Origin of the sequence: Streptomyces sp. NPDC087300 (assembly GCF_044744425.1) — a bacterium.
Classification (GTDB): domain Bacteria; phylum Actinomycetota; class Actinomycetes; order Streptomycetales; family Streptomycetaceae; genus Streptomyces.
The window spans coordinates 135,581-152,815 of record NZ_JBIUYI010000005.1; the positions used below are offsets into that span (position 1 = coordinate 135,581).

At 71.3% G+C, this 17,235-nt stretch carries 17 protein-coding genes; 10 read left to right on the forward strand and 7 right to left on the reverse strand.

What is annotated here, in order from left to right:
- The first annotated feature begins 88 nt into the window (after positions 1–88).
- On the forward strand, positions 89–934 hold the full coding sequence (locus tag ACIO9J_RS21010; RefSeq protein WP_402001462.1) for a polysaccharide deacetylase family protein: 846 nt from the start codon (positions 89–91) through the stop codon (positions 932–934).
- 42 nt (positions 935–976) lie between these two features.
- Here the strand turns inward: ACIO9J_RS21010 and ACIO9J_RS21015 are convergent, their stop codons facing one another.
- A complete protein-coding gene (locus ACIO9J_RS21015; protein WP_402001465.1) occupies positions 977–1,657 on the reverse strand; it encodes a class F sortase in 681 nt (226 codons plus the stop codon).
- Positions 1,658–2,016: 359 nt separating this feature from the next.
- Between ACIO9J_RS21015 and ACIO9J_RS21020 the strand changes: the two genes are divergently transcribed.
- On the forward strand, positions 2,017–2,508 hold the full coding sequence (locus tag ACIO9J_RS21020; RefSeq protein WP_402001468.1) for a hypothetical protein: 492 nt from the start codon (positions 2,017–2,019) through the stop codon (positions 2,506–2,508).
- A gap of 179 nt (positions 2,509–2,687) precedes the next feature.
- On the opposite strand, the gene ACIO9J_RS21025 is transcribed toward ACIO9J_RS21020, so the two are convergent.
- The 3 genes from ACIO9J_RS21025 to ACIO9J_RS21035 form a co-directional block, all read right to left on the reverse strand.
- Positions 2,688–3,212 (reverse strand): hypothetical protein, encoded by a 525-nt coding sequence (locus ACIO9J_RS21025; RefSeq protein ID WP_402001471.1) that lies wholly within the window; start codon positions 3,210–3,212, stop codon positions 2,688–2,690.
- Between the two features lie 237 nt (positions 3,213–3,449).
- The gene (locus tag ACIO9J_RS21030) at positions 3,450–4,754 is read right to left on the reverse strand and encodes an alpha/beta hydrolase (protein WP_402001474.1); all 1,305 of its coding nucleotides are present in this window, start codon (positions 4,752–4,754) and stop codon (positions 3,450–3,452) included.
- A 299-nt stretch (positions 4,755–5,053) separates the two neighbouring features.
- Positions 5,054–5,272, reverse strand: a complete 219-nt coding sequence (locus tag ACIO9J_RS21035; protein WP_402001477.1) for a hypothetical protein — start codon at positions 5,270–5,272, stop codon at positions 5,054–5,056.
- Positions 5,273–5,436: 164 nt separating this feature from the next.
- Here ACIO9J_RS21035 and ACIO9J_RS21040 point away from each other — a divergent pair, with 164 nt between their 5' ends.
- On the forward strand, positions 5,437–6,216 hold the full coding sequence (locus ACIO9J_RS21040; protein ID WP_402001480.1) for a polyprenol monophosphomannose synthase: 780 nt from the start codon (positions 5,437–5,439) through the stop codon (positions 6,214–6,216).
- Between the two features lie 21 nt (positions 6,217–6,237).
- On the opposite strand, the gene ACIO9J_RS21045 is transcribed toward ACIO9J_RS21040, so the two are convergent.
- Together ACIO9J_RS21045 and ACIO9J_RS21050 are read right to left on the reverse strand one after the other, a co-directional pair.
- Positions 6,238–7,002: a hypothetical protein gene (locus tag ACIO9J_RS21045; protein ID WP_402001483.1), complete on the reverse strand. Its 765-nt coding sequence runs from the start codon at positions 7,000–7,002 to the stop codon at positions 6,238–6,240.
- Between the two features lie 16 nt (positions 7,003–7,018).
- The gene (locus ACIO9J_RS21050) at positions 7,019–7,573 is read right to left on the reverse strand and encodes a hypothetical protein (RefSeq protein WP_402001486.1); all 555 of its coding nucleotides are present in this window, start codon (positions 7,571–7,573) and stop codon (positions 7,019–7,021) included.
- Positions 7,574–7,865: 292 nt separating this feature from the next.
- Here ACIO9J_RS21050 and ACIO9J_RS21055 point away from each other — a divergent pair, with 292 nt between their 5' ends.
- The 4 genes from ACIO9J_RS21055 (at position 7,866) to ACIO9J_RS21070 (ending at position 12,764) form a co-directional block, all read left to right on the forward strand.
- Complete coding sequence (locus ACIO9J_RS21055) at positions 7,866–8,837, forward strand: SCO0930 family lipoprotein (RefSeq protein ID WP_402003527.1); 972 nt, start codon at positions 7,866–7,868, stop codon at positions 8,835–8,837.
- A 223-nt stretch (positions 8,838–9,060) separates the two neighbouring features.
- Positions 9,061–9,873 (forward strand): SAM-dependent methyltransferase, encoded by an 813-nt coding sequence (locus ACIO9J_RS21060; protein WP_402001489.1) that lies wholly within the window; start codon positions 9,061–9,063, stop codon positions 9,871–9,873.
- On the forward strand, positions 9,870–12,014 hold the full coding sequence (locus tag ACIO9J_RS21065; protein WP_402001492.1) for a putative bifunctional diguanylate cyclase/phosphodiesterase: 2,145 nt from the start codon (positions 9,870–9,872) through the stop codon (positions 12,012–12,014). The genes ACIO9J_RS21060 and ACIO9J_RS21065 overlap by 4 nt, the downstream gene beginning before the upstream one ends.
- A gap of 6 nt (positions 12,015–12,020) precedes the next feature.
- Positions 12,021–12,764 (forward strand): VOC family protein, encoded by a 744-nt coding sequence (locus tag ACIO9J_RS21070; RefSeq protein ID WP_402001495.1) that lies wholly within the window; start codon positions 12,021–12,023, stop codon positions 12,762–12,764.
- Between the two features lie 16 nt (positions 12,765–12,780).
- Here ACIO9J_RS21070 and ACIO9J_RS21075 read toward each other — a convergent pair whose 3' ends face one another.
- Entirely contained in the window at positions 12,781–13,656 is an 876-nt protein-coding gene (locus ACIO9J_RS21075; protein ID WP_402001498.1) for a LysR family transcriptional regulator, read from the reverse strand.
- A 95-nt stretch (positions 13,657–13,751) separates the two neighbouring features.
- On the opposite strand from ACIO9J_RS21075, the gene ACIO9J_RS21080 reads away from it, so the two are divergent.
- From ACIO9J_RS21080 to ACIO9J_RS21090, 3 genes are read left to right on the forward strand one after another with little or no spacing between them, the layout of a single operon-like run.
- A complete protein-coding gene (locus tag ACIO9J_RS21080) occupies positions 13,752–14,459 on the forward strand; it encodes a succinate dehydrogenase (protein ID WP_402001501.1) in 708 nt (235 codons plus the stop codon).
- A 3-nt stretch (positions 14,460–14,462) separates the two neighbouring features.
- Positions 14,463–16,421 carry a fumarate reductase/succinate dehydrogenase flavoprotein subunit gene (locus ACIO9J_RS21085; RefSeq protein WP_402001503.1) on the forward strand — a complete coding sequence of 653 codons (1,959 nt, stop codon included), beginning with the start codon at positions 14,463–14,465 and terminating at the stop codon, positions 16,419–16,421.
- Complete coding sequence (locus ACIO9J_RS21090; RefSeq protein ID WP_402001506.1) at positions 16,418–17,164, forward strand: succinate dehydrogenase/fumarate reductase iron-sulfur subunit; 747 nt, start codon at positions 16,418–16,420, stop codon at positions 17,162–17,164. Before ACIO9J_RS21085 ends, ACIO9J_RS21090 begins: the two co-directional genes overlap by 4 nt.
- Positions 17,165–17,235: the final 71 nt, after the last annotated feature.

Genomic DNA, 17,235 nt, shown 5'->3' on the forward strand with positions numbered 1-17,235 from the left:
CGTCGTCGCCGCGTCTGTTCGGGTGCTTTCGGGGGACGCCCCGGTGTTGGTGTGCCGCCCCGGCCTTCGGCCATGCGACGGATTAGTCATGAAAGACGATCAGCTGACTCCAGGGCGGCGGGCGTTGCTCCGCGCCGCCGCGGTCATCGGCCTCGCCGCGACCGCGGGCTGCGCGGGCACGGAACGCGCGGCCGCACCGCGCCCCACGGGATCCGCCGGAGCGCCCGCCGCGGGACCCCCGGCGGCCCGCGCCCTCAAGCCCTCCGCGTACCGCCTCCAGCCCATGGCGGGCCCCGGACCCGCGCGCGCCGCACGGGCCCTGCCACGGGTGCGCAAGGAGCCGATCCTGCGCATCAAGGGCGCCGGACGCGCGATGGTGCTGACCTTCGACGACGGGCCCGACCCGCGCTACACGCCGCACATCCTGCGCACGCTGCGCAGGCACGACGTACGCGCGATGTTCTTCGTCTGCGGCGAGATGGCCGTCGACAACAAGGACCTGCTGCGCGAGATGGCCGACGACGGGCATCTGATCGGCAACCACACCTGGAGCCATCCGCTCCTGCCGCGCCTGGGCAGAGCCGCCATCCGCGAGCAGATGGAACGCACCTGCGACGTCATCGAGGACGCGACCGGCGAATCCCCCGCCTGGTTCCGCGCCCCCTACGGAGCCTGGAACCGCAACGCCTTCCAGCTCGGCGCCGAACTCGGCATGGAGCCGCTCGCCTGGACCGTGGACACCCTCGACTGGACGGAGCCCGGCGCGCCGACCATCGTGCGCCGGGTGCGGGCCGGGGCCGCGCCCGGGGTCGTGGTGCTCTCGCACGACGCGGGCGGCAACCGCTCGGGGAGCGTGGACGCCCTTGGCACCTATCTGCCGGAGCTGCTCGACTCCGGCTACCGCATCACGGTGCCGAGCCGCTACTCGATGTGAGCCCCCCGTTCGCCCGCCGGACCCGCCCGCGCCGATCCCGCGTCAGCGCACGGCGACCAGGCGGGCGAACACCACCACGTTCCCGTCGTACCCGGACTGCTTGGAGAACCCGCCGCCGCAGGTGATGACCCGGAGTTCGGGAGTCCCGCCGTTCCCGTACACGCGCTTGCCGGGGAAGTTCTCCTTCTCGAACACCTCGATGCCGTAGATCTGGAAGATCGCGGTCTTCTTGTCCTTGCGCCGCACCTCGACGTGATTGCCCTTCTTCAGGGAACCGAGGCCGTAGAAGACGGCGGGCCCCTGCTGGTTGTCCACGTGCCCGACCACCACGGCCGTGCCCTTCTCACCCGGCGAGACCGCGCCCGTGAACCAGCCCGCCAGGTTCGGGTCCTCCGGCGGCGGCGCGTCCACCCAGCCGTCGGAGTCCAGGCCCACCGGCATGATCGGCGCGTCCACCTGGATGCCCTTGATCCGCACCCGCTCGGCGGGCGAGAACGTCAGGGGCGCGGGGGCGCCACGTCCGGCGTCGGGAGCCGCGTCCGCCGCCGCGGCCGAAGCGGGCTGCGGCGGGCCGACGTCGAACTCCCCGGAACCGTTGCGGATCAGCGCGAGGCCGGTCAGCAGGACGAGCGCCATGACACCCCAGGGGGCGCGCTTCTTCTGCTTTTCGCTCTCCTGGAATTCCTGGAACCCGAAATCGTCGGCCGGATGGGACGAAGGCATTCTCTATCCCCTCTCAACGCGGCCTGCGAGCCGCGTCCGTAGCGCGTACTCGAACGCTAAGCGCGGCGCGCGAGGTGTGCGAAAGGGCGGGCGCGAACGGGTGGCGGACGCGCGGGGGACGGGCCCGGTGCGCCATCCGGGTCGGCGTCGGGCAGGAAATTTCTGACGGTCCGTGACCTGCGGTGATGTCGGCTGGTGAGGACGCGGCCCGGCGTGTCGTCTCACCGGTACGGCCGATTCCCGAAATGCGGGCCTGTGCACGGCATCTGAGGGTCAGTCTGGGAGGCGCTCTCGCCGATCGACCGGGGACGGTATCCCCGGGGCGTCTTCCGCGGAGGATTCCCATGCGTACTTCTCGTATGCGCACCACTCGTGCCCTCGCGGTCGCCGCCGCGGCCGGCGCGGTCGTCGGGCTCGCCGCTCCGACCGCGTCCGCCTGGGCCGACCCGACCAACATCGTGGCGATGCCCAGCGTCATCCCGAAGGGCGGGCACCTGACGGTCACGGTCGACGGTTCGTCCTGCCAGTCGGGCGGCAAGGTCACCTCGCCCGCCTTCCCCGACACCAACCTCCAGTCCATCCCCGGCGGCAGCACCGCCAGCGCGACGGCCGTCATCCACGCGAACGCCCAGCCCGGCGCGTACGACATCACGGCCCACTGCGGCGGCAAGACGCTCACCCGCCCGTCCGCTTTCACGGTCATCCACGGCGGTGTGCGCGGCGGCGTCGGCGGCACCAGCACCGACGGGGCGACCCGCACCGACATGGCGATCGGCGGGGCCCTGGTGGCCGCCGCCGTGATCGGCGGCGGGGTGTTCTGGATGCGCCGCAGGACCGAGAACAGGATCTGAGCGCCGGACGCACCACCGGCACCGGGGCCTGAGCGGCGGCGGCGTCCGCGCGCCTCCCTTCCGCGCACCGCCGCGCCCGCGCCCCGCGCACCGCACGTGTCCTCGCACCGCACGTGCACACCGCTTCGCCCCCGGGATCTGGAGACGTCCCGGGGGCGAAGCGGGTGGTGCGGGGTGGGTCAGGAGTTGTCCTCGCCGGCGCGGCGGCGGGTCTTGTAGTACGCCGTGCCGAGTGCGCCCAGGATCAGGGCGCTGCCGAGGGCGATCTCGTGCAGGTCGAGCCCGCCGAGGCTGCCGCCGATGCCCGCCTTGACGCCCCGGTGGACCGTGCCGTTGCCGTCCGGGCGGCCGGTGGCGATGGTGAGGTCCGTCTTGCCGGTCTCGCCCTTGCAGTCGAACGTGACCTCGTACATCGCGCCGGGCTTGGCGTCCCAGAACACCGAGGCGGTGGTGGACTGCTGGCCCTTGGGGATGCTGGCGTCGTCGAAGATGCCGGAGGTGACCTTGGTGTCGCCGTCGCAGCCGTCCACGCTCAGCGTGACCTGGCCGCCCGCGGCGATCGTCGAGGGCGTCACGCGGAAGCCGAACGACGTGATGTTGTTGTTCGTGTCGTCGCCCGCCACGGCCGCGGTCGCGGTCGGGGCCGTGAGGGTCAGGGCGGTGGCGGTGAGCAGAGCGGCAGAGGCGACGCGTATCGCGCGCATGGTGGATCCTCCGGGTCCCCGAGGAGCAGTCGCGGACCTTCTTCCGCTTTCACCTGAAATGCACCTCGATGCCCGAAACGCTAAGTACGGACGTTTGCCCTCGCGATCCGTGTAGGGCGAACGGGGCATCCGTGTCCGCCGTGCGGGGGAACGGGCCCGTGTGCCGCGCCCGATGAGCGGGTGTCGTGTGGCAGGGCGTCAGGACGTCGGCGGGGGCGCGGCGCCGGGCCCCACGGCTCAGGGCGTCAGGCCGATGTGGGACGCCAGCCAGGGCAGCTGCTTCTGGAGCCCGGGGCGCCAGACCTGCCAGCTGTGGCCGCCCGGCAGCTCGACCAGCTCCGCGTTCATCCCGGCCTTCTTCGCCGCCTCGTACACCTTGTGTGCCTGCGGCCGGTACGTCGAGTCGTCGGTCCCCGCGACGAACACGCCCGCGGTGTCGGGGAACTTCTCGCGCGCCATCACGTCCATCGGATTGACCTTCTCGAACGCGGCCTCGTCGCCGCCGAAGGCCGCGTCCACGGTCTGCTTGCGGCTGCCGAGCGTGGGCTCGTCCTGCCCCGAGATGTCGAGGAAGACGCCGTAGCGCCGGGGGGCGTTGACCGCCATCTGCAGGGCGCAGGTGCCGCCGTTGGAGAGCCCGGAGACCGCCCAGTGCGTACGGCCCTCGGCGGTCTGGAGATGGGCGGCGGCCCAGGCGGGCACGTCGTCGGCGAGGTACGTCTGGACCTTGCCCAGCCTGGAGTCCATGCACAGCGGATTGTCGAAGGACGAGCCCAGCGGGTCGACCACCAGGACGATCGGCGCGAGCCCCGCGTGGTCCGCGGCGAAGTCGTCCATCATGTCCGGCAGCTGACCGGAGGTGATCCAGTCCTGCGGGGCCCCCGGCTGACCTGCCATCAGGACGAGCACGGGCAGCGGCGGGCGGGGCGAGGCCCGGTAGGCGGGCGGCAGGTAGACGTACGCGTCACGGGCCTTGAAGCCCGACTTGGTGCCGGGGATCGAGGCGGTCGACACGGTGCCCTTGGCGGGCAGGCCCGCGGGCGCCTTCCAGACCTCGGACAGCGCCTTGCCCTCCGGCACGTCGAGCAGGGCGCCCTTCTTGCCGGTGGCGTCCTTGAGGCTCACGGTGTCCTGCGGGCCGAGCATGGTCCGCGCCGTCGGGTAGTTGTCGTAGTGGATGTTGACCTCGGAGAGGCCGAGCACCACCACGAGCAGGCCCGCGACGACGGCACCGCACCGGCCGCGCCAGCGCAGCGTCGGCATCCGGAAGAGCGCCAGGCACACACCGAGGATCGCGACGCCGATCCACACCACGACGTCGGAGGGCAGCTGGTCGGGGAACGGCTTCCACCAGTCGTCGACGGTGAGCTCGACCAGCAGGGTGAGCAGCGCCGCCGCGACCACGGCGAGCGGCAGGAACCTGGTCCACCAGCGGCGGTCGCGGGAGAAGAGGAGGACGGCGAGCGCCAGGGCGCCGAGGATCTGGACGACGAGCGGGATCGCCCCGTCGACCAAAGACCAGTCCAGTGGCCCGCCGGCCATCCGCACCCGCTCCACGCGTGGCCCCGTTTCTCCGGTTCGCCGTTCCGTCCCGTGCGGGACGCACCGGGGGCCGGCCACGCGGGCCGGCCCCCGGGGGAGGTAGGTGAGCGGACCGCTCTACCTTGAGCTACAGCCCCGCGCAGTGGAGCTGGGTGGACTTGAACGCACCATCTGTCCGCTCTTCGAAAACCATAGCAATCGGGTCGATTCTGGCAAATCGGGCTATGGGGTGGAGGCGCGCGGGCTGACGTCGGATGACGGGCGGTGGGTGGCAGGCGGTGGGTGGCTGGTGGCGCGGCTCAGCCGTCCGTGACCGCCCAGGCGTGCGGGCCCCCGCGCCACTCGACGAGATGCGGGTCGTCGAGCGCGATGTCCGCGTCGCCGAGCCCCGCGCGGCGCAGGAACTCCACCAGGTCACGGTCGTCGCGGGCGACGCCGACGTCCCGTCCGCGCACGGTGACGCGCCGCCCGCCGTCGGCTGCGGGCGGGTGGACGACGATCGGTGTCTGCCAGGCCATGGCACCAGGGTGCGCCGGACGGGGCGCGGGCGCAGCACGGTTAACGGCCAACCGGCGTCCGCCCGCGAGGCCGGAACTCTGCCGTAGGCTGATCGGCCCGCGCGCGGACCACACGCCCGCGCGCGGACCACACGCCCGCGCGCAGACCACACGAGGGGATCCACGTGGAACAGGTGTCCCGCCCCGCCGACGCGTCCCCGCCCCCTCCCGGGCCGAAGATCGTGGTGGTCGTCCCCACGTACGACGAACGGGAGAACCTGCCCCTCCTGATCGAGCTGCTCCAGGGGCTCGGCCTGCCGGGGCTGCACGTCCTCGTCGTCGACGACGGCTCGCCCGACGGGACGGGGGAGATCGCCGACCGGCTCGCGGCGGATTCGGCGGGGACCGTCTCCGTACTGCACAGGACCGAGAAGGACGGCCTCGGCCGCGCGTACGTCGCGGGGATGACGCTGGCGCTCGCCGACGGCGCGGACGTGGTGGTCCAGATGGACGCCGACCTCTCGCACCCGGCGCGGACGCTGCCGCTGATGGTGCGCACCCTGCTCGCCGACGACGGCGTGGCCGTCGTGCTCGGCTCGCGCTACGTGGCGGGCGGTGCGCTCGCCACCGAATGGGCCTGGCACCGCAAGGCGCTCTCCGCCTGGGCGAACTTCTACGTCAACGCGATCCTGCGGCTCGGCGTCAAGGACGCGACGGCCGGCTACAAGGCCTGGCGGGCCACGGCCCTGACGGCGATCGACCTGCCGTCGGTCCGCAGCAACGGCTACTCCTTCCAAGTGGAGACGAACCACCGCGCGGTCCGCGCCGGGCTGCGGATCGTCGAGGTGCCGATCACCTTCGAGGAGCGCGTCAACGGAGAGTCGAAGCTCAGCCTGCGGGTGCAGGCCGAGTCGGCGATCACGCCGTGGAAGCTGCGCTTCGCCAGGCGCGGCGCGAGGAGCTGACGGGCTCCCCGCGCCACGGACTCAGCCTCCGATTCCCGGGAACATCATGTGAAACGGTTCTGCCGTGGCCGCGATGCCCCGGCTGTAGGGGGCGTCGAAGTCCCAGATCAGGAAGAGCAGGAACGCGAACAGGGCCGAGAAGACACCGGCGAGGATCAGCTCGCGCCGGGTGCGCCGGATCTGTAGCGCGAAGATCATGCCGATGGTCACCAGACCGCCGGCGATCAGGCCGAACCAGACGACGCCGGGCATCGTGGCCCCCACGCTGTCGGCACGGGCGCTGCGCGCGTCGTCGGCCGCCGCGACCGCGTCGACCAGCGGCTGGTAGGCCTGCGCCTCGAAGTCCGATTTCGGCTGATAATCGGTGACGTCGTGGCGGACGTGGGCCAACAACTCGGTTCCCCGGCCGGTGAGTTCGTTCTTCTTCCTCATCGTGTCCCACTCCGTGGTCACGACATGGCTCACATAGGCGCGGACGTCGGCGCGGATCTGGTCCCGTACGTCCTCGGGGTAGACCCGGGCCCGCTCGGAGACCTCGTGCAGCGCCTGGGCCTCGACCCGGACGTGTTCCTGGGCGGCGCCGCGCGCCTCCCAGACGCCCGCGATGGCGAGGCCGAGCACGATCGCGTAGACCACGCCGATCATCATCGTCATGTATTCGATGACGTCCGGAGTCTCCGACGCGTCGTAGTCGTCACCGGTTCTGCGGTGCCGCAGTTGGGTCACGGCGAGGACGACGGCACAGGCGGCCGCCATCGCGAGGGTGAGAACAAGCCATTCCGACATTGAAGACCTCCGGCGGTCAGCGCGGGCGCAGCGCGGCGACGGCGAGCACCGCGGGTGCCGTGATGAGCAGGGTGAGCGAGACGATGGACGGGCCGCTGCGGGGCGGGTGCTTGCGTGGCGGCGGGTGGTACGCCGGATAGGTCACCGGGGGCGGAGCGGGGGTGGGGGCGGTCCGGTGGTGAACCGGTGCCTTGGGCCGGGGAGTTGGCTTCGGTGTCGGCTCCGGCGGCGCGGGGCTGGGGGCCGGTGGTGGGGCCGGTGGCGGTGTCGGTGGCGGTGTCGGCGGTGGCTGTGGCGCCCTGGGTTTCGGTGCGGGCGGTGGCGGCGGTGGCGGGGGTGTGGTCCGCTGCGGCGGCTTCGCCGGCGGCGGCGCGGGCGCGGGTGGCGGCGGCGGTTTCGGCCGGTGGGTGGGGCCCGCCCGGCAGATGACGCCGTCCCCGGCGACGGCGGTCGCGCCGCTGCCCGCCGATGAGCCGTCCCCGTTGATCGAGGCGTACGCGCACGCGTCGCCGGGTGCCGCGCCCGCGGCCGCCGACGCGCCGAGCATCAGGGCGAGTGCGAGAAGTGCCAATACGCGTGTGACTAGGGCCGATAAGGCCCGCGGAGATCCGTGCACGAGGCAGATCATGCGGCGCCGCGTGCGCCCGTTGCGCCGGAGTGGCACCTGATTGACCCGAAGGAAGGAGGTCGGGCCGCCATGTGTTTGACGGCGTGCGCCCCCGTGCGCGCCACTGCCGCCCCGCGCCAAAAATCTTGCGCACCGGTTGAACGCGGCAGCGGCTCCCGCCCGTACCTAGGGCCATGTGTGACGCAAAACGGCGGCACAACACCCAAGCGGACAGCGGGAGTTAGCGATGCGGCAGATGGTAGGGCGTTCCCCTGGGGCGCGGCGGAGTGCCGCGCTCGCAGTGACAGCCGTGGCCCTGCTCGCCCTGACGACGGCGTGCGGCCAGGACAAGGGCGAGCAGTCGCCCAACGGACAGAACGTGGGCAACGGGGCGCCCGCCAAGGACAACGGATACGGCACGGACGACGGCTACCGAGCAGACACGGGCGACGCGGGCAAGGGCGCGGACGCCAAGGCCAAGCCGGCGGGGCAGCTCGCGGTGTGGGACAGCAAGAAGCTGGGCAAGGTCGTCACGGACAGCGCGGGCTTCACCCTCTACCGCTTCGACAAGGACACCGCCCAGCCCCCCAAGTCCAGCTGCGCGGGCGCCTGCCTGAAGGCCTGGCCCGCGGTGGCCGCCGACGGCGCCAAGGCCGCCCCCGGCGTGGACGCGTCCCTGCTCGGCGAGGTCACCACCGCCGACGGCACCAAGCAGCTCACCATCGACGGCTGGCCGATGTACCGCTACGCGCAGGACACCAAGCCGGGTGACGCCAAGGGGCAGGGCGTCGGCGGCACTTGGTACGCGGCGGCGCCCGACGGCAAGAAGGCGGCCCCCGCAGCGGCCGACACCGCGCCCGCCGATCCCGCGGGACTTTCCACCCGCAAGGACCCGAAACTCGGCGAGATCGTCGTCGACAAGAACGGAAGGACCGTCTACCGCTTCACCAAGGACTCGGCCTGGCCGATCAAGTCGAACTGCGTGGGCGCGTGCGCCCAGAAGTGGCCCGCCGTCGCCCCCGTGGACAAGTCCGACACGGAGGGAATCAAGAAGAAGGGGTACATGACCTACAACCGGCCGGACGGCGGCAAACAGCAGACGATCAACTGCTGGCCGCTGTACACCTTCTCCGGTGACAAGAAGCCGGGCGACACGAATGGCCAGGGCGTGGGCGGAACTTGGTACGCCGCGAGCCCCGAGGGCAAGCCCGTGGGCGCTCCCCGATAGGCGATACGTCCCTCGCGCGACGCATGACCGGTCGGCCCGTTTCTTCCCTTATCACAGGGAAGGGGCGGGCCGCTCGGCAGTGTGGGACACGGCACTTGCCAAAGGCAGTGACCGAGAACGGACGGCCAATTTCCGTTTTGACTCGCTCCCTTGGCGGACGATCAGTAGCCTCACCCTCGAACACCGGATCGCCTGTGCCACCCCCCTACGTCTTGGAGTCTTGATGGAGCGTCCTGCCTGGGCCCCGTTGAGCGTCGACATCACGACGCCCAGCGTCTCCCGCATCTACGACTACTACCTGGGCGGCTCGCACAACTTCGAGGTGGACAGGGAGGCGGCCCGCAAGGCGATGGCGTTCATGCCGGGACTCCCCAAGATCATGCAGGCGAACCGGGCCCTGATGCGCCGCGCGGTGCGCCACGCGGTGGACGAGGGGATCACCCAGTTCCTCGACATCGGCTCCGGCATCCCGACGTTCGGCAACGTCCACGAGGTGGCTCAGCGGGCGAGCGCGGACGCCCGCGTCGTCTACGTGGATCACGATCCGGTCGCCGTCGCACACAGCAAAGCCGTACTCGAGGGTGACGAACGGTCCGCCGTCCTCGCCGGGGACCTGCGCAAGCCCCGGGACATTCTGGGCAGTTCGGAAGTCGGTTCGCTCCTCGACCTGGACCGCCCGGTGGCCCTTCTCCTGGTCGCCGTCCTGCACTTCGTCGAGGACGCGTACGATCCATACGCGGCGGTCGCCGAACTGCGGGACGCACTCGCGCCCGGCAGCCTGATCGTCGTCACCCACGCCTCGTACGAAGGGATCCCCGTCCCCGCCGAGCAAGCAGGCCACACCGTCGGTGTATACAAGGACATCCGCAATCCACTGATCATGCGCTCGCGCGAGGAGATCGCGCGGTTCTTCGAGGGATACGACATGGTGGAACCCGGCCTGGTGCCGATGCCGCACTGGCGGCCCGACACGGCGCCCGAGGAGGAGGACCCCTACTCCTTCTCGGGATTCGCGGGCGTGGGACGGAAGCGTTGAGCGGCGAGCCGGACGGACCGGAGGGAAGACTCCGCAGGTTCGCCACCATCTGGAGCCGTGCGATCTTTCCCGTGACGGCCACGTCGCTGACCCGTCCCGAGTTCGAGCAGCAACTGGTGCCGCTCGCCCGCCGGTTGCGCGACGCGCTCCAGGAGCGGGTCTTCGAGGCCACCGAGGGCCAGGCCGTCGGCGCCGCGCTCATCGGCACGCACTGCACCGACCCCGAGGCGCTCAGCCGCACGCTCGACTGCGTCGACGCCTATCTGGTCCTGTACTGCGGCGGTGACGGGTCGCAGGAGGAGCTGCGGGCCCGCTCCGCGCGCATCCAGCACTCCGTCGCGGCGGGCTTCGCCCAGGCGCTGCGCGAGCGCACCCTCGTCGAGCAGGAGGCGATCTCCCGGGCTGCCCTGAGCGCCCGCAGCGCCGTCGCCGAGGCGCTGCACGCGAGCGAGGCACGGTTCCGGGCGGTCTTCCACGGCGCCGCGATCGGCATCGGCATCGCGGACCTGGACGGCACGGTCCTGGAGGTCAACGACGCGCTCGTGCGGATGTTCGGCGGGCTCGAACACCAGCTGCGCGGGCGCAACGTGGGGGACTGGACGCACCCCGACGACTCGCCCCACGTCTGGCGCCTCTACGAGGAGCTGGTGCGCGGCGAGCGCGAGCACTACCGGGTGGAGAAGGCGTTCTACCGCCCCGACGGAACGGTCCTGTGGACCAACCTCACCGTGTCCCTGCTGCGCGACGCGGACGGCATCCCGCAGTATCAGCTGGCGCTGATGGAGGACACCACCGAGCGCCGGCTGCTCAATCTGCGGCTGCGCTACGAGGCGACGCACGACGCGCTCACCGGACTGCCCAACCGCACGCTGTTCTTCGAACGCCTGGAGAAGGCCCTCGCGGTCGGCGGCAACACCCGGTTCGGGCTCTGCTACCTCGACCTCGACGGCTTCAAGACCGTCAACGACAGCCTTGGGCACGCGGCGGGCGACCGGCTCCTGGTCGAGGTCGCCGACCGGCTCCAGTCCTGCGCCACCGCGCCCGGCGAGATGGTCGCCCGGCTCGGCGGCGACGAGTTCGTGGCGCTCACCACGGGCCCCGACACCGAGACCGAGGTGGACGAGCTCGCCGGACGCATCATGAACGCGCTCGCCACCCCGGTCCGCGTCGACGGCCGCGAGCTCACCGTGCGCGGCAGCATCGGCATAGTGGAGGGCCCCGCGGGGGTGCGCGGCGCCGCCGAGGTGCTGCGCAGCGCCGACATCACGATGTACCGGGCCAAGTCCGCGGGCGGCAACCGCTACGAGATCGCCGACCCCGAGGCCGACGCCCGCGCCATCACCCGGCACGGCCTGACCACCGCGCTGCCCGCCGCCCTGGAGCGCGGCGAGTTCTTCATCGAGTACCAGCCGCTGGTGCACCTCGGTGACGGCAGCGTGCGCGGCGCCGAGGCGCTGGTGCGCTGGCTGCACCCGCAGCACGGCGTCATCGGCCCCGACCGGTTCATCCCGCTCGCCGAGCACACCGGCCTGATCGTGCCGCTCGGCCGCTGGGTCCTCGAGGAGTCCGTGCGCCAGGCGCGCCGCTGGGAGGCGCGGACCACCGGGGGAGTGGCCGCGGCACCGCTGCGGGTCAACGTCAACCTCTCGCCGATGCAGCTCACCCACCCCGGCCTGGTCTCCGACACGGTCGACATCCTGGAGCGCGAGGGACTCGAACCGGGCGCGCTGTGCCTGGAGGTCACCGAGTCGGCGCTGATAGGAGCCGACGACGACCTGCTCAAGCCGTTGCGCAGGCTCGCCGAGATGGGCGTGGACATCGCGCTCGACGACTTCGGCACGGGCTACTCCAACCTCGCCAACCTGCGCAGGCTGCCGGTGAGCGTGCTCAAGCTCGACCGCTCGTTCACCCAGGGCATGCAGCACTTTCCCGCCGACCCCGTCGACCTGAAGATCGTCGAGGGCATCGTCTCGCTCGCCCACAGCCTGGACCTCGCGGTCACCGTCGAGGGCGTCGAGACGGGCGCGCAGGCCGACCAGCTGCGCGAGCTCGGCTGCGACACGGCTCAGGGCTGGTACTACGCGCGCCCGGGACCGCCGGACCGGCTGCACGAGCTGGCGCTCGCGGACGCGACGGGCTGACCCGCCGTGATCCGCTGGGCGTACGCCTTCATCGACCGGCCGCGTGACCGCTTCCCGCAGGCGTACGCCTTCTGGGCGGCGGTCACCGGCTCGCGCCTCTCGGCCTTCCGCGGCCCGGACGGCGAGTTCGTCACGCTGCTCCCGGACGGCGGGGGTGACGCGTTCGTGAAGGCGCAGGCCGTGGGCGGGCCCGGCGGCGCGCACCTCGACCTGGTGGTGGAGGACCTCGCCGCGGTCACGGCCCAGGCCCGCGCGCTCGGCGCGGTCCCGGTCTTCGCGGAGGACGACCTGGAGGTGCTCTGGTCACCCGGCGGACAGCTGTTCTGCCTCGTCCCCTGGAACGGCGAGACCACCCGCCCCGCCCCGGTCCCCGGCCCCGGCGGCACCACCGCCCGCCTGGACCAGATCTGCCTGGACATCCCCCCGGACGCGTTCGACACCGAGCTCGCCTTCTGGCAGGCGCTCACCGGCTGGGAGTCCGTGGCCTCCAGACTCCCCGAGTTCCACCTCCTGCGCCCACCGGCGCACCTCCCGGTCCGCATCCTGCTGCAACGCCTCGCCACCACGACCCGGCCCGCCGGCGCACACGTCGACCTGGCCTGCTCGGACATCGACGCGGTGCGGACCTGGCACGAGGGCCACGGCGCGGAGTTCGTCTCGCGCGGCGCGGCGTGGCTCGTGATGCGGGATCCCGGGGGCGGGACGTACTGCTTGACGGTGCGGGATCCGGGGACGGGCGAACTGCCGTAGCGGTCGCGGGGGAGCCTCAGCGTTCCACCAGCATCCGCTGAAGCTCCCGTGCCGCCCGTGGTGGTGCCACGTCGCTGCGGTGGGCCAGGGCGATCGTGCGGTGCAGGCTCGGGTGGGCGAGGGGGGTCATGCGCAGGCCTGAGCCCGCGCGTTCCGCGACCATGCGGGGGACCACCGCCACGCCGAGGCCCGCGCGGACGAAGCCCAGGACCGCGTCCATCTCGCCGCCCTCCACCGCGAACTCCGGTTCGAAGCCCGCGGCGCGGCAGGCGGCGACGGTGAGTTCGCGCAGGTCGTAGCCGTGTCGGAACATGACGAGGCGTTCGCCCTGGAGATCCGCGATGCGTACGGAGCCGCCGAGGCCGCGGGCCGTCGGGGCCGAGACCACGACCAGGTCCTCGCGCAGCAGCTCCAGCGTGGTCAGGGCGGGGGACGGCGAGGGCAGGGGGAGCACGACGAGGGCGAGGTCGAGGGCGCCGCGTGCCAGTTCGCGTACGAGGTCGTGGGAGCCGCCCTCCTCGATCAGGAGCTGGATGCCGGGGTGGCGGTCGTGGAAGGCGCGCAGGACGTCGGGGAGAAGCCCCGTGCAGACGCTCGGGGTCGCCCCGAGACGGATGCGGCCGCGGCGCAGCTGCGCCAGTTCCTGGACCTCGATGCGCGCGGTGTCCGCGTCGGCGAGGATCCGGCGGGCGAGCGGCAGCAGCGTCTCGCCGGCGTCGGTGAGGGTGATGTTGCCGCGCGCCCTGCTGAAGAGTTCCGCGCCGAGCTCGTTCTCCAGGGCGCGGATCTGCTGGGAGAGCGAGGGCTGCGAGACGTGCACCTCCTCGGCGGCCCGGGTGAAGTGCCGGGTCTCGGCGACCGCGACGAAGTAATGCAGCTGCTGGAATTGCATACACGGAGAATACGTCGGTCGATAGGGAGAGGCTATGGAGATGAGCTGATCCATCTCTTGGACTGATCGGGACTTTCGGCCGTAGCGTCGTGCGCATGGCTCTGGCAACGCGGACGGACAAACGTCCTTCCATGACCCGCACGCTGTGGGACTCCACCATCGGCAAGAAGACCGTGATGGCGGTGAGCGGTCTGATCATGCTGCTCTACCTGGTCGCGCACATGGTCGGAAACCTGAAGATCTTCTTCGGGCCCGAGGAGATCAACCACTACGCCCACTGGCTGCGCACCGTCGGCGAGCCCTTCATGCACTACGAGTGGACGCTCTGGCTGGTCCGCGTGGTGCTCGTCGTCGCGGTCGTCGCGCACGCCACCTCCGCGTACCAGCTGAGCCGCCGCGACATCAAGGCGCGCCCCACCAAGTACGTGCACAAGAAGCCCGAGGCGAGCTTCGCCACCCGCACCATGCGCTGGGGCGGCATCATCCTCGCCCTCTTCATCGTCTGGCACATCCTCGACCTGACGACCGGCACCGTGCACCCGGGCAACTACCAGCACCTGCACCCGTACCAGAACATCATCGACACCTTCTCGACCTGGTACGGCAACGTCATCTACATCGTCGCCGTGCTCGCCCTCGGCCTCCACGTGCGGCACGGCCTGTGGAGCGCCGCACAGACCCTGGGCGTGGGCACCGCCGCCCGCGACCGCGTCCTCAAGCCCCTGGCCAACGGCCTCGCGCTGGTCCTCGTCGTGGGCTTCGTCTCCGTACCCGTCGCCGTCATGACCGGACTGGTGAGCTGACCCATGAATCACTCCAGCGAATACGCCGAGTACACGACCGGCGAACCGCTCGTCGACACCAAGGCGCCCGAGGGGCCCATCGCCGAGCGCTGGGACACCCGCCGCTTCGAGGCCAAGCTGGTCAACCCCGCCAACCGCCGCAAGCACACGGTGATCGTGGTCGGTACGGGACTCGCGGGCGGCTCCGCGGGCGCCACGCTCGCCGAACAGGGCTACCACGTCGTCCAGTTCTGCTACCAGGACTCGCCCCGCCGCGCCCACTCGATCGCCGCGCAGGGCGGCATCAACGCCGCGAAGAACTACCGCAACGACGGCGACTCCGTCCACCGGCTCTTCTACGACACCGTCAAGGGCGGCGACTTCCGGGCCCGCGAGTCCAACGTGCACCGCCTCGCGCAGATCTCCGTCGAGATCATCGACCAGTGCGTCGCCCAGGGCGTGCCGTTCGCCCGCGAGTACGGCGGACTCCTCGACACCCGCTCCTTCGGTGGCGTCCAGGTGTCCAGGACCTTCTACGCGCGCGGCCAGACCGGCCAGCAGCTCCTGCTCGGCGCCTACCAGGCCCTGTCGCGGCAGATCGCCGCGGGCAACGTCGAGATGCATCCGCGCACCGAGATGCTCGACGTGATCGTGGTCGACGGGCGGGCGAGGGGAATCGTCGCCCGTGACCTCATCACCGGGAAGATCGACACGTACTTCGCCGATGCCGTCGTCCTCGCCTCCGGCGGCTACGGCAACGTCTTCTACCTGTCGACGAACGCCATGAACTCCAACGCCACCGCCGTCTGGCGCGCCCACCGGCGCGGCGCCCACTTCGCCAACCCCTGCTTCACCCAGATCCACCCCACCTGCATCCCGCGCACCGGCGACCACCAGTCCAAGCTGACGCTGATGAGCGAGTCGCTGCGCAACGACGGCCGCATCTGGGTGCCCAAGGCCAAGGGCGACGACCGCCCGGCGAACCAGATCCCCGAGGACGAGCGCGACTACTACCTGGAGCGCATCTACCCCTCCTTCGGCAACCTCGTGCCCCGCGACATCGCCTCGCGCGCCGCGAAGAACGTCTGCGACGAGGGCAGGGGCGTGGGCCCAGGGGGACAGGGCGTCTACCTCGACTTCGCCGACGCCATCGCGCGCATGGGCAAGAAGAAGGTCGAGGAGAAGTACGGCAACCTCTTCGACATGTACGAGCGGATCACCGCGGAGAACCCGTACGAGGTGCCGATGCGCATCTACCCCGCCGTGCACTACACGATGGGCGGCCTCTGGGTCGACTACGACCTCCAGACCACCGTCCCCGGCCTGTTCGCGGTCGGCGAGGCCAACTTCTCCGACCACGGCGCGAACCGGCTCGGCGCGTCCGCCCTCATGCAGGGCCTCGCCGACGGCTACTTCGTACTGCCCTCCACCATCAACGACTACCTCGCCCGCAATCCCCACCACGACGAGGTGCGCCCCGAACACCCCGTCGTCCAGGAGGTGCTCGCCGAGACCGAGGACAGGATCAACCTGCTCCTCGCCGTCGACGGCGACCGCACCCCCGACTCCTTCCACCGCGAACTCGGCGAAGTGATGTGGGAGTTCTGCGGCATGGCCCGCACCGAGAGCGGCCTGCGCAAGGCCCTGGAGCGCATCCCGCAGATCCGCGAGGAGTTCTGGCGCCGGATCAAGGTCCCCGGCACCGGCGAGGAGTTCAACCAGTCCCTGGAGAAGGCCAACCGCATCGTCGACTACCTGGAGCTCGCCGAGCTCATGTGCCTCGACGCCCTGCACCGCGCCGAATCCTGCGGCGGCCACTTCCGCGAGGAGTCCCAGACCCCGGACGGCGAGGCCGCCCGCGTCGACGAGGAGTTCTCCTACGCGGCCGCCTGGGAGTTCACCGCCACCGGCGAGGCCCCCGTCCTGCACAAGGAAGACCTCGCCTTCGAGTACGTCCACCCCACTCAGCGGAGCTACGCATGAAGCTCACCCTGCGCGTCTGGCGCCAGCGGAACACCGACGCCTCCGGCGCCATGTCCACCTACGAAGTGGACGGGATCTCCCAGGACATGTCCTTCCTGGAGATGCTGGACACCCTCAACGAGGAGCTCATCCTCAAGGGCGAGGACCCCGTCGCCTTCGACCACGACTGCCGCGAGGGCATCTGCGGCGCCTGCTCGCTCGTCATCAACGGCGACGCGCACGGCCCCGAGCGCACCACCACCTGCCAGCTCCACATGCGGTCCTTCGACGACGGCGACACCATCGACGTCGAGCCGTGGCGCGCCTCGGCCTTCCCGGTCGTCAAGGACCTGGTGGTGGACCGCTCCGCCTTCGACCGCATCATCCAGTCCGGCGGCTACATCAGCGCGCCGACCGGAGCCGCGCCCGAGGCGCACGCGGCGCCCGTCCCGAAGCCGGACGCGGACTCCGCCTTCGAGCACGCCGAGTGCATCGGCTGTGGGGCGTGCGTGGCCGCCTGCCCCAACGGGTCGGCGATGCTGTTCACTTCGGCGAAGGTCAACCATCTGAACGTGCTTCCGCAGGGTGCGCCGGAGCGTGAGACCCGTGTTCTTGACATGGTGGCGCAGATGGACGAGGAGGGCTTCGGCGGTTGCACGCTCACCGGTGAGTGCGCGACGGCTTGTCCCAAGGGGATTCCGTTGCCTTCCATTGCCGCGATGAACAAGGAGTGGTTGCGGGCCACGCGGAAGGTGAGCCGGTAGCCGCTGCGCGGTCGTCCGCGGGACGGCTGTGGTTGCTCGCGCCGTTCCCCGCGCCCCTTTGGGGCGCTACC

Coding starts and splice junctions, on each gene's coding strand:
- ACIO9J_RS21010 (WP_402001462.1), top strand. CDS start 89: ATGAAAGACGATCAGCTGACTCCAGGGCGGCGGGCGTTGCTCCGCGCC.
- ACIO9J_RS21015 (WP_402001465.1), bottom strand. CDS start 1,657: ATGCCTTCGTCCCATCCGGCCGACGATTTCGGGTTCCAGGAATTCCAG.
- ACIO9J_RS21020 (WP_402001468.1), top strand. CDS start 2,017: ATGCGCACCACTCGTGCCCTCGCGGTCGCCGCCGCGGCCGGCGCGGTC.
- ACIO9J_RS21025 (WP_402001471.1), bottom strand. CDS start 3,212: ATGCGCGCGATACGCGTCGCCTCTGCCGCTCTGCTCACCGCCACCGCC.
- ACIO9J_RS21030 (WP_402001474.1), bottom strand. CDS start 4,754: ATGGCCGGCGGGCCACTGGACTGGTCTTTGGTCGACGGGGCGATCCCG.
- ACIO9J_RS21035 (WP_402001477.1), bottom strand. CDS start 5,272: ATGGCCTGGCAGACACCGATCGTCGTCCACCCGCCCGCAGCCGACGGC.
- ACIO9J_RS21045 (WP_402001483.1), bottom strand. CDS start 7,002: ATGTCGGAATGGCTTGTTCTCACCCTCGCGATGGCGGCCGCCTGTGCC.
- ACIO9J_RS21055 (WP_402003527.1), top strand. CDS start 7,866: ATGGTAGGGCGTTCCCCTGGGGCGCGGCGGAGTGCCGCGCTCGCAGTG.
- ACIO9J_RS21060 (WP_402001489.1), top strand. CDS start 9,061: ATGGAGCGTCCTGCCTGGGCCCCGTTGAGCGTCGACATCACGACGCCC.
- ACIO9J_RS21075 (WP_402001498.1), bottom strand. CDS start 13,656: ATGCAATTCCAGCAGCTGCATTACTTCGTCGCGGTCGCCGAGACCCGG.
- ACIO9J_RS21080 (WP_402001501.1), top strand. CDS start 13,752: ATGGCTCTGGCAACGCGGACGGACAAACGTCCTTCCATGACCCGCACG.
- ACIO9J_RS21085 (WP_402001503.1), top strand. CDS start 14,463: ATGAATCACTCCAGCGAATACGCCGAGTACACGACCGGCGAACCGCTC.
- ACIO9J_RS21090 (WP_402001506.1), top strand. CDS start 16,418: ATGAAGCTCACCCTGCGCGTCTGGCGCCAGCGGAACACCGACGCCTCC.